8 protein-coding genes are annotated in these 14,661 nt (G+C 62.9%); 3 read left to right on the top strand and 5 right to left on the bottom strand.

The features are described 5' to 3' along the window. The first annotated feature begins 473 nt into the window (after positions 1–473). The gene (locus ABH939_RS06380) at positions 474–884 is read left to right on the top strand and encodes a VOC family protein (RefSeq protein WP_042923411.1); all 411 of its coding nucleotides are present in this window, start codon (positions 474–476) and stop codon (positions 882–884) included. A gap of 92 nt (positions 885–976) precedes the next feature. On the opposite strand, the gene ABH939_RS06375 is transcribed toward ABH939_RS06380, so the two are convergent. Both ABH939_RS06375 and ABH939_RS06370 read right to left on the bottom strand, forming a co-directional pair. Beyond that, a complete protein-coding gene (locus tag ABH939_RS06375) occupies positions 977–1,951 on the bottom strand; it encodes a sigma-70 family RNA polymerase sigma factor (protein WP_003945115.1) in 975 nt (324 codons plus the stop codon). A gap of 53 nt (positions 1,952–2,004) precedes the next feature. Further along, entirely contained in the window at positions 2,005–2,736 is a 732-nt protein-coding gene (locus ABH939_RS06370) for a GNAT family N-acetyltransferase (protein WP_003945124.1), read from the bottom strand. A gap of 215 nt (positions 2,737–2,951) precedes the next feature. Between ABH939_RS06370 and ABH939_RS06365 the strand changes: the two genes are divergently transcribed. After that, on the top strand, positions 2,952–3,725 hold the full coding sequence (locus ABH939_RS06365; RefSeq protein WP_257237616.1) for a hypothetical protein: 774 nt from the start codon (positions 2,952–2,954) through the stop codon (positions 3,723–3,725). A gap of 542 nt (positions 3,726–4,267) precedes the next feature. Continuing rightward, positions 4,268–9,751 (top strand): carboxyl transferase domain-containing protein, encoded by a 5,484-nt coding sequence (locus tag ABH939_RS06360; RefSeq protein WP_030536903.1) that lies wholly within the window; start codon positions 4,268–4,270, stop codon positions 9,749–9,751. 86 nt (positions 9,752–9,837) lie between these two features. Here the strand turns inward: ABH939_RS06360 and ABH939_RS06355 are convergent, their stop codons facing one another. The 3 genes from ABH939_RS06355 to ABH939_RS06345 are packed head-to-tail and all read right to left on the bottom strand — an operon-like array spanning position 9,838 to position 14,659. Next, a complete protein-coding gene (locus ABH939_RS06355; RefSeq protein ID WP_030536904.1) occupies positions 9,838–10,119 on the bottom strand; it encodes a hypothetical protein in 282 nt (93 codons plus the stop codon). A gap of 11 nt (positions 10,120–10,130) precedes the next feature. Next, the gene (locus ABH939_RS06350; RefSeq protein ID WP_404649464.1) at positions 10,131–14,234 is read right to left on the bottom strand and encodes a cation-translocating P-type ATPase; all 4,104 of its coding nucleotides are present in this window, start codon (positions 14,232–14,234) and stop codon (positions 10,131–10,133) included. After that, positions 14,234–14,659: a hypothetical protein gene (locus tag ABH939_RS06345; protein WP_054825885.1), complete on the bottom strand. Its 426-nt coding sequence runs from the start codon at positions 14,657–14,659 to the stop codon at positions 14,234–14,236. Before ABH939_RS06345 ends, ABH939_RS06350 begins: the two co-directional genes overlap by 1 nt. Positions 14,660–14,661: the final 2 nt, after the last annotated feature.

Genomic DNA, 14,661 nt, shown 5'->3' with positions numbered 1-14,661 from the left:
CCCAAGAGGCGGTTGATCATTCGCGGATGTGAAGTACCAAAAAAATTTTGGCACTGACATTCATCGACACACTGTTGAGTTCTCAAAGAACACGCACACACCATCACCACGACCCTATGGCCGCCGCTCCGGGGCAACTTTTCCAGCCTATCCCAACCAAGTCACCGGCGCAAACCGGAACCCCGTGAAGAAAAACTGGATTGTGTTCGTCAGGCACTTCGTACAACCTCGTGTCACTCACCCTCGCAGGTGGGAGTCGGTGTCCGTGTCGCTCTGACCTGGACAAAGTTACGCGAAGATCAACACAACACCAAATCGCCAGGTCAGAGCACTGACGCCGGTTAACAGGCGATACTTTTCTCGAATTTTTACTTCTCGCGATGACTTTCTGCGCCCACTGCGGTCTGTATGAGCAGGAACCAACAGGAACCGAAGCGTTCAGTAATCAGTCAACCGAGTTCAAGGAGCACCCAATGTCTCGTCTTCTCTTCGTCAACATGCCGGTCAAGGACGTCGTCGCTACCCGTGCATTCTTCAGTGGCCTCGGCTTCGAGTTCAACGACATGTTCAGTGACGAGAACACTGTCTCGATGATCGTCAGCGATTCCGCCACCGTCATGTTCCTGAACGAACCGCGTTTCGGGGACTTCATCGCCGACGACATCTGCGACACGTCGAAAGCTCGTGAAGCACTGATGTGTGTGTCGGCCGACAGCAGGGAGGAAGTCGACACCTTCGTCGACGCGGCGATTGCTGCCGGCGGCAGCAAGTGGATGGAGCCCCAGGATCACGGCTTCATGTACGGACGCGCATTCCGCGACCTCGACAATCACGTCTGGGAGGTCATGTGGATGGACCCGGCTGCGACTGTTCCCCAGCAGTAACGCACAGCAACAGCAGTAACGAGCAGTCGCGCGGGTCCCTCCATACTGGGGGGGCTCGCGCAACTCCTTGCCCCTACAACTCGGCAGGGCCCCTACAGCTCGGCAGGCAATCCGAACCGTGCGAACAGACTCAGATCGAAGAAACACGTCACGTGCGAGATCCCGGACTCGGTGACATCGAGAACGTGCAACTGGAAAGCGCGGTGAACACCATCGGGCTCGCGCATGTAGAGGCCGAACGCCGGCTGACCGTTCGCAGCGGTCGGAAGTAGGCGCATCGCTCCTGGTCCGTCGGCCGGGCATTTGGTTCCGATGAGTTGCCCGATTGCCTCGGGGCCCTGGTACCAACCCTCGAACGGAGGCATCTCCCAGATGGCTTCGCGCGTGAACAGTTCGACGATGGCCTCGACGTCGTAGCTCTCGAAGCTGTGCACGTAGTCGCGAAGCAACTTCCGGGCAGCCTCGGTAGTCGGTTCCACGAGATCGTCCTCGGTGGGTCCGATGTGATTGATCTGCGCGCGAGCCCGCTGCAGCAGGCTGTTTACCGCAGTGGTTGTGGTGTCCAGCGCCTCCGCAACTTCCGACGCCTTCCACTGCAGAACGTCACGTAGAACCAGAACCGCACGTTGGCGCGCGGACAAGTGCTGCAAAGCGGCAACAAGCGCGAGCCTGACCGAATCGCGATTGACGACCATGACGGCCGGATCATTGACGTCGCCCAACGCAGAATCGGCGATCGGTTCCAACCAGGCAATCTCGTTGCGCTCGATCAAATCGTCGGCCGGGTCCGAACTAGGTGCGCCGAGGCCGGTCGGGAGGGGACGCCTCGATCTCCCCTCCAGCGCGGTCAGGCAGGTATTCGTCGCGATGCGGTAGAGCCAGGTCCTGAGAGATGACTGGCCCTTGTAACCGTCGAACCCGCGCCAAGCCCGGATGAACGTCTCCTGGACCTGGTCTTCGGCGTCGTGAATCGACCCCATCATGCGATAGCAGTGCGCCAGCAACTCGCGGCGGTACGGATCGGCAAGAGTGAGGAAATCACTGTCCAACGCCTGATCGACTGTCATTTGTTCAGACTAGTGGCCGAGCGACCGAAACACAGGCGTCGGCGAGAATTCGATCAGGCAGGCGCCTGCACCGCAGTCAACCTGGATCTCTTCCGGAGAACGAACCCCAGTGATTCGTAGAGTCTGATCGCATTCGTATTCGATTGCACTGCATGGAGAAATGGCAGCTCGCCGCGCTCGCGAATCCCGGCAGCGACGGCACGGATCAGCGTCGTACCCAGGCCTCGACCCCGAAAGTCGCTGTCAGTGCACACCGCACTGATTTCCGTCCATCCCGGAGGGTGCAACCGCTCCCCCGCCATGGCAACAAGTCTTCCGTCGACGCGAATGCCGTAGTAACTGCCCATCTCGACGGTACGAGGAAGAAACGGTCCTGGCTTGGTGCGCTCGATCAATGCCAGAATTTCGGGAACGTCGCCTGTTCCGAGAAGTTCGACCGACGGATCAACGGAGACTTCGAGTGCGGATCCGTCCATCTGCACCGAGCCGAACTGATCCACAACGCGCCACCCTTCCGGCGGGCGGTGATCAAATCCTCGCAAACCTACTGTGCCGCCAGGACCTACGAGTGTGAGTAGGTTCTCCCAGTCCTCGGCGTCCAACTCGGGCGGATGACCGACAAACGGCGCGACCGTCGGGTCGTATCGCGCAACTCTCCCTGCCCAGCGAGCGAATTGCGCATGATGTCCGCGAAGTCCTTGTCGCACAGGATCGTCCAGCGGATGGGTGTCGACATCCGTGTCAACTGTCTCGACAAACGACGCCAGGGTCGCCTCCGTGGTCATCGAACCTCTTCCTGCCCTATTTGCCTGTGATGGAGGCGAACGAACCTCCCCGCCCACCTCTATGACAACGCTAGGAACACTTGCTGTCGTAGTCGCCGGATAGAATCAAGATGATTCTGACCTCGACCTGTATTTCCGGCGTCAATCAGGGCTCGATTGCAGATCTGCACCAGGACATTCGTCGCGACGCCTCACCAACCGGAAGGCTATTTGGCATGAGCAACTCCGACCCGATCAGGTCTGCATTCGACCAGTTGCCCCTGAAGGAGATGGACGCTGCAACGCTGGTCTTCGCCATCGAGAGCGCCGTCGACGAGCTGGCGATCTCGGGTGAAACCCTACGGCTCGCCATGGAGGTCGCGACCCTTGCGCACCTCGATCAGTTCAGAAAGAACGGGATCAAGTCCGACGAGGATCCCTACATCGTTCATCCCCTACGAAATGTATTGCGGCTGCTTCGGTACGGGTGCTCCGATGTCGAGATCCTGAGCGCAACCGCGCTTCACGACACGGTCGAGGACCGACCACACGCCGTCATCGCGCTCCTCGGTGGCCAGACTGCAGACGACATGTCCGCATCCGAAGCGCAGGAACGTGCGTCCACACTCATCGCCTCGCGCTTCGGCCACAGAATCTCCGAACTTGTTGAGGCAGTGACCAATCCAATCGACTACCCACACGACAACACCACCGCCGGATATCAGGATCACGTCATCCGCGCGATAGCGGATCCCGCAGTGTTCCTCGTGAAGTTCAGCGACTTCGTCGACAACGCGGGAAGCGTGAAGTACCTGAACGGGACCGACAGACTGAGACTGGTCACGAAATACGAACCACTCGTGGAGCACTTCAAGCGGACTTCACTTGCTCTCGGCAACGCATTGCACCTCCCTCCCTCAGGACTCGACGCGATCGCAAAGCACATCGCAACCATCGAAGGCGATTTCTCGAATACGGTCCGACCGGACATAAAAAATACTCGCCAGTAGTACCGATCAGTAATAATCGAGCAACCCAGAGAATTCTCCGAATATGCGATTTTGTTACCAGTGAGTATTCACTTTCTTGCCGATTTCATTACCATCGTGATCCGTGTCACAAGTCCGAATTCCATTGCACCGCAATGATTTAACGCCATATGTGTAACCGTGGTTCACGTTGACTAATATTCTTCAATTCGCCCAGGTGACATGAGCGTCGACATACTGCATTCTTAGATAAACCAGGGATTCCCTGGAAGCAGACACAATATGTTGCTGATTCGTGATTGGAGCGGTTCTGAGTCCACGCCTGCAGGGTGGCGCACAAGGCACACAGTGTCTCAGCGCACACAGCGCTTCGGTGCACACAGTGCTTCAGCGCAGGGGACTCGACGAACCGGAAGGGCAATCACTTGCCGACGCGCAACCGGGGGAAACACAGCGCATCGCGGCGTAGTTCACGAACCGGGGAATCCGGGTATGTGGGACACGGTCGGCTCATATCGCAACGTACGTGACGAAGAATCTCATCAAGGACGGTGGCAGTGACAATGTTCAAACGAATCGCAGTGGTCAATCGAGGTGAGGCCGCGGTCCGGCTGATCAGGGCTGTACGCGAACTGAACGCCGAACACGACTACGGCATTCGCGTCATTGCACTGCACACCGAGGCCGAGCGCCGCGCCATGTTCGTCCGCCAGGCCGATGAGGGCGTGACCCTGCGCAGCACCGGCACCGGTAGCCCGTACCTCGACTACGCCGAACTCGAGCGAGCACTGCTCGCAGCCAAGGCCGACGCAGTCTGGGTCGGCTGGGGCTTCGTGGCCGAGGATCCCGCCTTCGCGGAGATCGTCGCGAAACTGGGCATCACGTTCATCGGCCCGAGCGCCGACGCGATGCGCCTGCTCGGCGACAAGGTTGCCGCCAAGATCCTGGCCGAGAAGGTCGGCGTACCGGTCGCCCCGTGGAGCGGCGGACCGGTCGAAACGCGCGCCGACGCTCGTCGTCATGCTCAGTCCATCGGATATCCCCTGATCATCAAGGCCCGAAGCGGCGGCGGCGGACGCGGTATCCGCAAGGTCTGGGCCGAAGACGAACTCGAAGTTGCACTCGAGCGCACGCAGGGCGAAGCAGAGCGGTCCTTCGGCGACCCCGTCGTCTTCCTCGAACGCCTTGTCACCGATGCACGCCACGTCGAGGTACAGGTAATCGCCGACAACCACGGCAATGTCTGGGCTCCGGGCGTTCGCGACTGCTCGATTCAGCGTCGCAACCAGAAGGTCATCGAAGAATCCGCCTCCCCCGTCCTGACCGAAGAACAGTCGGACCACCTCAAGAAGGTGTCCGCCGAACTGGTCAAGGCAGCCGGATACCAGGGCGCAGGCACGGTCGAATACCTCTACCAGCCCGAGAACAAGCTCTTCACGTTCCTCGAGGTCAACACCCGCCTGCAGGTCGAGCACCCGATCACCGAGGTCACCACCGGAATCGACCTCGTCAAACTGCAGATCCTGGTCGCCAGTGGTGACGAATTGGTCGGTGACTGCCCGCCCGCATTCGGCCACGCCGTCGAAGCCCGCCTCAACGCCGAAGACGCCGACAACGATTTCGCGCCGGCACCCGGCACCGTTCAGCTCCTCAAGTTCCCGCTCGGCTCCGGCATCCGGGTCGACACCGGCATCGCTGCCGGGGACGTCATTCCGCCCGACTACGACTCGATGGTCGCGAAGGTCATCGCGTGGGGCCGCAACCGCTCCGAGGCACTTGCGCGTCTGCGCACTGCCCTTCGTGAAACCACTGTCGTACTCGACGGCGGCACTACCACCAAGTCGTTCCTCCTCGATCTACTCGATCGCGACGAGGTCATCTCGGCATCCGCGGATACCGGCTGGCTCGACCGCACGGGCGCCCTCACCGGCACCACTCGCCGCGCGGACGTCGCGCTGATCGCCACCGCCATCGATGCTTACGACGCCGAGGAGTCACTCGAGCGTGCGGCCTTCCTCGCCTCGGCACGTGGCGGCCGCCCACGCGCCAATCACGCGATCGGCCGTACCGTCGAGCTCAACTACCAAGGTCAGGCATACAAACTGACCGTCGGGCGTATCGGCCCGCACCGCTACCGCGTCGACGGAGACGCCGGAGACATCGAGGTCGACGTCGATCGTCTCGGTGACTTCGAGTCACGGCTGGTGATCGGTGATCGCCGCTTCCACGTCGTTTCCGTCGTGAGCCCGGCTCGCTATCTCGTCGAGGTCGACGGCATCAGCCACCAGATCAGCCAGGACGACGCCGGCGTAGTCCGCGCGCCGGCTCCCGCCGTAGTGGTAGCAGTACCGGTCGCGGTCGGCGACGACGTCGAAGCCGGATCCACTCTGGTCGTGCTCGAATCCATGAAGATGGAGACCGCGGTTCGCGCTCCGTATGCGGGCAAAGTGCGTGAGGTTCTCGCTACCGTCAACTCCCAGGTCGATGCCGGCGCACCGCTCCTGCGCGTCGACCAGGTCAGTGAGGAAGCTGTCACGGAGAAGGCTCCGCGAGTCCAATTCGATCTTCCCGCAGCAACTTCCGGGTCCGATACCCGCGCAGATGCATTGGCACAGCTGGAAGCACTGACCGCGATGATCAGTGGCTACGACGTCAGCGGCAAGCACGCAAACGCTGTTCTGGCCGAATACGACGCACTTCGCAGCGCACTCGAATCCGAGGACCGCGAACTGGTCCAGGCAGAACTGGCTGTGCTGACCACCTTCGCCGACATCTGCGAACTCTCGCGCAACAAGCCCACCTCGGGCGAGTCCGCGAAGGACGAATCCGTCCACAGCCCCCGCGAGCACTTCCACACCTTCCTGCACTCACTCGACTCCGAGCGCGAAGGTTTGCCGGCGTCGTTCCGCACGAGACTCGAACGGGCACTTCGCCACTACGACGTCACCGATCTGGAAGATCGCCAGGCCGTCGAGGAAGCGGTGTACCGACTCTTCCTGGCTCTGCAGCGCATGGAAGCCCAGATCCCGGTCATTGCAGCACTTCTCGAAGGCTGGCTCGTCGGCGACAAGGCTCCCGGTTGCTCGGCGCAGGAGCTCAACGAGGTTCTCGATCGACTCATCGTCGCGACGCAGGTCCGCTACCCCGTCATCGGCGACGTCGCCCGCAACCTTCGCTTCCGGTTCTTCGACGAGCCGCGCATCCGCAAAGTTCGCGAAGACGTCTACGACGGAGTACGCGGCAACCTCGCCTACCTCGAAGAGCAGCCGGACGCTGCAGATTTCGACGAGCGAATCGCCAATCTCGTCGCCACTCCCGAACCACTCCTGGACCTGTTGGGTCGAAAGATCGGCCTCGGCAACCGCGATGGCGGCCCTCTGCTCGAGGTCATCACGCGTCGCTACTACAAGATTCACTCGTTCGAAGACGTCCGCGTTTTCGAGCACGTCGACCGCCGTTTCGTAACCGGTAACTTCGACCTCAAGGGCGACGGGCTGCATCTGGTCTCGACGGTGGCCGAATTCGACGCTCTCGGTACGGCTCTCGACGATGTCGCCACGATCGCGCAGGATGCTCCATCCGGTCGCGGGCTGGTAGTCGACATCTACCTCGACTGGCCTGATCAGCCCGCCGACGGCGACGCGCTCGTCGAGACGCTGCGCACCGAACTCTCGCGCAACGAGACGATCACACGGTCTCGCCGCGCGACGGTGATCATCTGCAACCCGAACGGGGATCCGGTCCGGTGGGTCACCTTCCGCCCCGTCGACGGCGAACTGGTCGAGGACCACATCATCCGCGACATGCATCCGCTCACGGGTCAGCGTCTGGACATGTGGCGTCTGAAGAACTTCAACGGCAAGCGTCTGCCGGCTCCGGAGAACACCTACCTGTTCCACCTGTCCGCCAAGGAGAACCCGAAGGACGAGCGCCTGATCGCTCTCGCGGAAATCCGTGACGTGACACCGCAGCTCGACGACGAAGGCCAGATGGTTGCGCTTCCGGCCATCGAGCGCACACTTGCCGCGTGCCTCGACGGCATCCGCCGTGCGCAGTCCCAGCGCGGAGACAAGCGTCGACTGGCAGCCAACCGCGTCGTGCTGTACGTGTGGCCGGTCGCCGACGTTCCCAGCGAACGCTTCTCCGTGATCGCTCAGAACGCAGCCCGACTGACCGTCGGCGCCGGGCTAGAAGAGATCACACTCATCACCCGCCTGAAGGACCGAAAGGGCGGCGCGCCCAAGGAAGTTGCGCTGCGATTCTCCTACCGCGCAGGTGCCGGTGTGGTCATCAACAAGACCACGCCTCCCACTGAACCGCTGCTCCCCCTCGACGCGTACGCCCAGAAGGTCCAGAGTTCGCGGGCACGCGGCACGGTGTACCCGTACGAGCTGATTCCGCTCCTGACCGGCACCAAGGGCACCTTCGTCGAGCACGACTTCGACGAAGCGGGCGTCCTCTCACCTGTCGAGCGTCCGTACGGGCTCAACAAGGCCGGCATCGTCGTCGGCCTCGTGAACACTCCGACGCCGCGCTATCCCGAGGGAATGACCCGTGTCGCGCTCTTCGGTGACCCCACCAAGGCGCTCGGTACCGTGGCCGAGGCCGAATGCTCACGCGTGGTCGCTGCCATCGACCTGGCCGAGAAGTTGAACGCCCCGGTCGAGTGGTTTGCACTGTCCTCGGGTGCCACCATCTCGATGGAGAGCGGCACCGAGAACATGGACTGGGTCTCCCGCGGCCTGCGCCGGATCATCACCTTCACCCAGAACGGCGGCGAGATCAACATCGTCGTCACGGGCATCAACGTCGGCGCTCAGCCCTACTGGAACGCCGAAGCCACCATGTTGATGCACACCAAGGGCATTCTGGTGATGACCCCGGACAGCGCGATGGTGCTGACCGGCAAGCAGTCTCTCGACTACTCCGGTGGTGTGTCGGCCGAGGACAACTTCGGTATCGGTGGTTACGACCGCGTCATGGGCCCCAACGGCCAGGCACAGTATTGGGCCCCCGACCTCACTGCGGCGTGCGAGATCCTGTTCCGTCACTACGCACACTCGTACCTCGCTCCCGGCGAACGGTTCCCGCGCCGCGCAGCGACGACGGACCCTGTCGATCGCGACGTGCGTAGCTTCCCGCACACCCACCCGTCGAGCGACTTCGAGACGGTCGGCGACATCTTCTCCTCGGCGAAGAACCCGGATCGCAAGAAGCCCTTCGACATTCGCACCGTAATGCGTTCGGTGGTCGACCAGGACCACTCTGTTCTCGAGCGTTGGGCCGACATGGCCGGCGCCGACACCTCGGTCGTTCTGGACGCGCACCTCGCCGGACATCCGGTCACAGTGGTGGGCATCGAATCCCGCGCGATCCCACGTAAGGGGCACTTCCCCGCCGACGGTCCCGACACCTGGACGTCGGGAACGCTGTTCCCGAACTCGTCGAAGAAGACTGCCCGCGCGATCAATGCTGCGAGCGGCAACCGTCCGATCGTGGTGCTGGCCAACCTGTCCGGCTTCGACGGTTCCCCGGAGTCGCTGCGCAACATCCAGCTCGAGTACGGCGCCGAGATCGGCCGCGCCATCGTCAACTTCGACGGACCGATCGTGTTCTGCGTCGTCTCCCGCTACCACGGCGGCGCGTTCGTCGTGTTCTCCGGTGCGCTCAACGACAACATGGAAGTTCTTGCTGTCGAAGGCTCGTTCGCGTCGGTACTCGGCGGCGCCCCCGCCGCCGCAGTGGTCTTCACCCGTGAGGTGAACACCCGCACCAACAACGACCCGAAGGTGCAGCAACTGGAGGCAGACTTGGCAGCAGCCAAGGATGACACGGAGAAAGCACATCTGCGCGTAGAACTGAACGCTCAGCGCATCGCCGTCCGCTCCGACAAGCTCGGCGAAGTGGCATCCGAATTCGAAGCGATCCACAACATCCAGCGGGCCCGAGAGGTCGGCTCGGTGGATGAGATCGTCCCTGCCGCAGAACTGCGTCCGCAGATCATCGCAGCAGTCGAACGCGGCATGAAGCGCGCACTCGCGCAGTAAGTTTCTCCGCACGTCGAGCGGTCCCGCGAAATGCGGGGCCGCTCGATTTGTGTCCAGGCCTCGATTTGTGTCCAGGCGCGCCTGCGTCAGACGCCCTCGAGCGCCTCTCCGATCTCTTCGAGGACGTGATTGTGCTGCTCTGTTGCGAGCAGATGCCCCGCTGCAATGGTGACTGCCACCGGCCACTCGATGATCTCGAAGGCGACCATCAGTCCCATCACCGCAAAGTAGGCGATCTGCTCGGGTCTCGGAACAGGGATGGCACCGACGATCGGTAGCTCCAACTCGAAGCTCCGTGCCGAACGGACGGATTCGACTACCGCGCGGTGATCGACGGGGTTCGTGTGGTCGACGGTGTTCTGGGACATGTCACGATTCCTCAGGATTCATCTCGGGTCGCCCGGGAGTTCGGCGACGTGTCACTTCCAGCAGCGACGCTCACAAGCGTGTCCGATTCACCGGTTTCCGCTTCTTTGATTTCCACGTCGCTGATTTCCACGCTGTCGCGGGCGCTGACTCCCCCGGTTCGGGAGGTGTACGCAGTGCTCGTTCGCGTCGGGATCTTGCGAATCGTCGACTGACCGTTCGCGTTCTCCTCAGTTGCGGCAATCCGCTCCAACGCCCGCGGGGCCAGCGCCGCGAGCAGCGTCGCCGCCGACGCGCAGCCCACCGCTTGGCCCCAGGCGATGGGACCGAGCGGCGTGCAACCGAGAAATTGGCTCACCACGGGTGTGCTGACGAGCGTCGCCAGCGCCGCAGCGGATCCGGCAACGGTTGCGACCACCAGCGGACTGCGTGATTCGAGCAGCGTCTGCCCAAGTTGGGTGCCCACCAGGGCAACCAACGCCACCGTCGACGCTCGCCGCCTCCTACCGCTCGCCCGGGCCAGAAGCCACGCTGCCAGCGCACCGATTGCCGTGGCACCGCCGCGGACAGCGATCGTCTGCCACAAGGCATGAGCGTCCATCTGTTCGGACTTCTCGGATCCGTTCTCGGACGGGGTGCTCACCGCAAGCGCGGCAGCGGGCAAGGCGTCCGTCATCAGATTGACCAGTAGCAACTGCCTTGCGTTGAGCGGTGATTCGCCGGACAACGCAGAACCGATCAGCGCGAATGCGACTTCACCCGCGTTGCCTCCGAGCAAAACCCCTACCGCTGATCTGACCCGCCGCCACAATTGACTGCCCTCGTCCAATGCGTCGGTCAGTCCGCCGACACGGCCGTCGAGGAGCACGATGTCTGCGGCGCCGCGCGCCGGATCACTGTCAGTCGACGCCACCCCGATTCCCACGCTGGAAACTCGGATCGCCGCAGCATCGTTCGCGCCGTCACCGACCATGGCGCACACCCGCCCGTCGGTCTCCAACGCTTGCACGATCTCGACCTTCTGCTCGGGTGTCACGCGCGCAAAGACGCTGCTGCCGCGGACCGCATCCCGTCTTTCGGCGCGAGAGAAGTTCTCCCAGTCAGGACCGGTGACAACATCCTCGCGTGCGACGTCCAACCCCAGTTCGGTGGCGACCGCGGCCGCTGTTGTCGGATGATCCCCGGTCAGCACGCGCACTTGCCGTCCGTCGCCTCGAAGTTCTCGAACAAGTTGCGTTGCTTCGGGTCTCAGCGTGTCCGAGAGTCCGAGAAGGCCGACCGCTTCCAACCCCTCGGAGCAACACTGTTCGAGAAATTGCGAGTCTTCGCCTGCGCGTCGCGCGTCGTGTTCCGACAACTCGCGCTGGGCGACGGCAACCACCCGCAGCCCGCGTCCGGCCATGCTTTGAACGTGCTTCGCCGACACAGCATTCGGATCTCGTCCTGCTTCGGTCACGAATTCCGGCGAACCTTTGAGTGCGATCCGCCTGCCGAGCAAAGCTGCCGAGTACGGCCGCCCCGACCTGAACGGAACGAGGTTGTTCGCCTCGACGTCACCGAAAACCGAAGCATCGTCCAGAGCTTGCTGGGCTGCATCGACGACGGCGGCATCCGTCGAATGAAACACGCGATCGTCGCGACTTCCCAAGGCACTGCGCGCCGCAACTTCCAGAATCTCGCTTTCGTCCCAGCCGTCGACGCGTTCGACCGCGGCCACCCGTAGCTTGTTCTCGCTGAGGGTTCCGGTCTTGTCGAAGCAGACCACGTCGACACGACCGAGCGCTTCTATCGATCGTGGCGCACGAACCAACACTCCTGCTGCAGTGAGCCTTCGCGCTGCGGCCTGCTGAGCCAGAGTGGCAACCAGAGGCAGCCCCTCCGGCACGGCAGCCACAGCTACGGCCACACCTCCGGTGACGGCGCGGCGCAGACCGGTACCACGAAGCAGACCCGCGACTGTCACCAACGCCCCACCGCCGATACTGGCCGGCAGAGTCGCCCTCGTGAGTTCGCGAAGTCTGTTGGTCAGGCCCACAGCAGGTCCGGATCGGGACACACCGACATCGGCACGCCTGGTCACCGTTCGGGCTCCGATGGCCGTGACCACGCCACGACCGGATCCGGCAAGCACTGTTGTCCCTGCGTAGGCCATGCACCGTCGCTCGGCCAGTGGCATCCCAGGGGTCGGGTCGGTCTGCTTGTCGACGGGCAGGGACTCTCCCGTCAACGACGACTCGTCGACTTCCAGCGATTCGACGCTCAACAGGCGACAATCTGCGGGCACGATGTCCCCGGACTCGATTGCCACGACGTCACCGAGTTCGAGCGCGTCGGCCGCTGTCTCGACCGTGCCGTCGTTGGTTACTCGCCGAGCTACCGGTTCCTGAGTCCGCAAGAGCCGCTGCACCGCCCGCTCCGAATGAAGCCGTTGAACAGCGGACATCGCGGCATTTCCGACCAAGACCGAGCCGACCAGGACGGCGTCTACCGGTGAACCGAGGACTGCACTGGCAGCGGAGCCGGTCGCCAACACAGGCGTCAGTGGATCCGCCAATTCTGTTCGCAACGCCGACAATCCGTCACGGATCAACCTGAACCGTGCGGGCGCTCGCACACGAGCTTCCGCACGGTGCGGTGTATGTCGGATGGATTCGGATAGTTCGCGAACGACAGCATCACCGTCCATCTCATGCCAGGTATCGCTCGGAGTACCGACAGGGACGGGCGCTTGAATCACAGATCGGGACAGGGTGTATCCGGTCCACAGTCCCGCGGCCGAACCAGCCGTGACCGGCCCCGGCCCTGCCCCTCGAACTCCCGGAAGCATGATCAAGGCACCCAATGCCGAAGAACCTGAGGAGAGTTCGACACCGCGCCTCGTCGCTGTTCGAGCAGCCGGGAGCGCATGGACAACCCGCCACGCCCCGGCCAAGTCGGTGTGGATGTCGACACTCACGTGCTCGCCACTCGGTGGTGAAATCCCGATGCGTAGCACTGCCTGCCCCGCTATCGCCCTACTCGACACGATCGCAACTGTCCGACCCTCGGCCACCAACGCCGAGAGAGCCTCGCGCAGGCCGGCTTCGGCAGTCGATTGCGCCGGATAGAGCTCGTCGAATCCACTTCGCAGTGATCCGAGCCCGTCGTCGTCGATCGTGACGGCTGCGACCCCGGCCGCACGTATTTCGCCTATCAGTTTTTCCGCCAGACCTTTTCGCGCGGGTCGCACGACCACTTCGGCGCCGCCGATGCGGTGCCTTCCCACTCCGACAGTTCCGTCGTTCAGAGCTTTCCTGGCTTGTTCCCACACTGCGACGCGATCCGACTCGGCCACCTCTCGTATGTCGGAAACCCGGAGCGAGTCGTCGAAGAGGACGCTCGGATCGACGAGGACGGTGTCAATACGATCGAGCATGCGTAGAGCCGCAGAGTCCGAAACGGCGGTGTGGTGCGTCCGACACAGACCGTATGACACACCAGCAGCGAATGATTCGCGCGACATCCGAAGCGGCCGCGGCGCCGAAACCTTGATACTCGTCGCGACGGTGTCACCGCCGGCGGACACGGTAGCCAGTGCAGCCCCGGCCGCCAGCTGAACCCCAGCGATCCTGTCGGCATAACGCTCCCCCGGACCACTCGGGTCAGGCCTCGTGGAAGCACCGCGACCGCCAGGTTCGAATGACCACACCCGCCGAGAGTTTCGCGCCGCCAGAGTTTCGCGCAGCAGCATCGTCCGCAGCCCGAAATCCACGCCCAATGACGCAGGCGCATAGGTCAGAACATCCGCGAACGACGTCGCCGACTCCAATGCGAAGTCGGTGAGCGAACGGCCAAGGCGCTGTTCGATTCGCCGACGCACCCGGGGTTGATAATTGATCGCCGACGCGGCCGCCGAGACATAGGCGGAACCTGGGATTCGCGGGGCACCGAATATCGATCCCGCTGCTGCAGGAATCATCCCCACACCCGCCAACGCGAGGGTGCCGGTCCGCAACGCCACGTCACTGACAGCGGTTCGCGGAATCGTCGAACCGCCCACCAACGCGAGTCCCGACAACGCCAGGCGCGGCGGCAAAGTTGCCACCGACACCGCACGCCGGGCCATCGCTGAGAACATCAGTGAGTGGATCGAGTGTGCGAAGAACTGTGAGTTCGATCCTGTGACCGGCCGGCCGCCTTGTGGGAGTTTCCGCTCGATTCCTTCTTTACCTGTTCCGGCTTGCTCGTGCGGCCAACCGCCTTGACCTCGCGATCCGGCCGACCGCTCTTGCGATCCCATTCGTGGAGTACCAGGGCCGTGCCGCCGACTGCCAAGAGCACCGGCCATTCCACCAATCCCGCCGCACCCACGGCCGCCATCGTGAGAACCGCCGTCGGCGTCGAGGAACTACCCGCACGAATTCCGTCTCGGACACCCTCCGCCGATCCGCGTATCCCGCCCGTCACTCCACCGATCACTCCACCACCGACGGCTCCGGCCACCGTCGTCGTTGCGTCTGCCACACCACGAACGACGCGGGTGGCTTCGTCCACAATCATCATCG

This window comes from Rhodococcus sp. 27YEA6 (genome assembly GCF_044908235.1).
GTDB lineage: Bacteria > Actinomycetota > Actinomycetes > Mycobacteriales > Mycobacteriaceae > Rhodococcus_F > Rhodococcus_F qingshengii.
This window is presented reverse-complemented; position numbering and strand designations above follow the sequence as displayed.

Coding starts and splice junctions, on each gene's coding strand:
- ABH939_RS06355 (WP_030536904.1), bottom strand. CDS start 10,119: ATGTCCCAGAACACCGTCGACCACACGAACCCCGTCGATCACCGCGCG.
- ABH939_RS06380 (WP_042923411.1), top strand. CDS start 474: ATGTCTCGTCTTCTCTTCGTCAACATGCCGGTCAAGGACGTCGTCGCT.
- ABH939_RS06370 (WP_003945124.1), bottom strand. CDS start 2,736: ATGACCACGGAGGCGACCCTGGCGTCGTTTGTCGAGACAGTTGACACG.
- ABH939_RS06375 (WP_003945115.1), bottom strand. CDS start 1,951: ATGACAGTCGATCAGGCGTTGGACAGTGATTTCCTCACTCTTGCCGAT.
- ABH939_RS06360 (WP_030536903.1), top strand. CDS start 4,268: ATGTTCAAACGAATCGCAGTGGTCAATCGAGGTGAGGCCGCGGTCCGG.
- ABH939_RS06350 (WP_404649464.1), bottom strand. CDS start 14,234: ATGTTCTCAGCGATGGCCCGGCGTGCGGTGTCGGTGGCAACTTTGCCG.
- ABH939_RS06345 (WP_054825885.1), bottom strand. CDS start 14,659: ATGATGATTGTGGACGAAGCCACCCGCGTCGTTCGTGGTGTGGCAGAC.
- ABH939_RS06365 (WP_257237616.1), top strand. CDS start 2,952: ATGAGCAACTCCGACCCGATCAGGTCTGCATTCGACCAGTTGCCCCTG.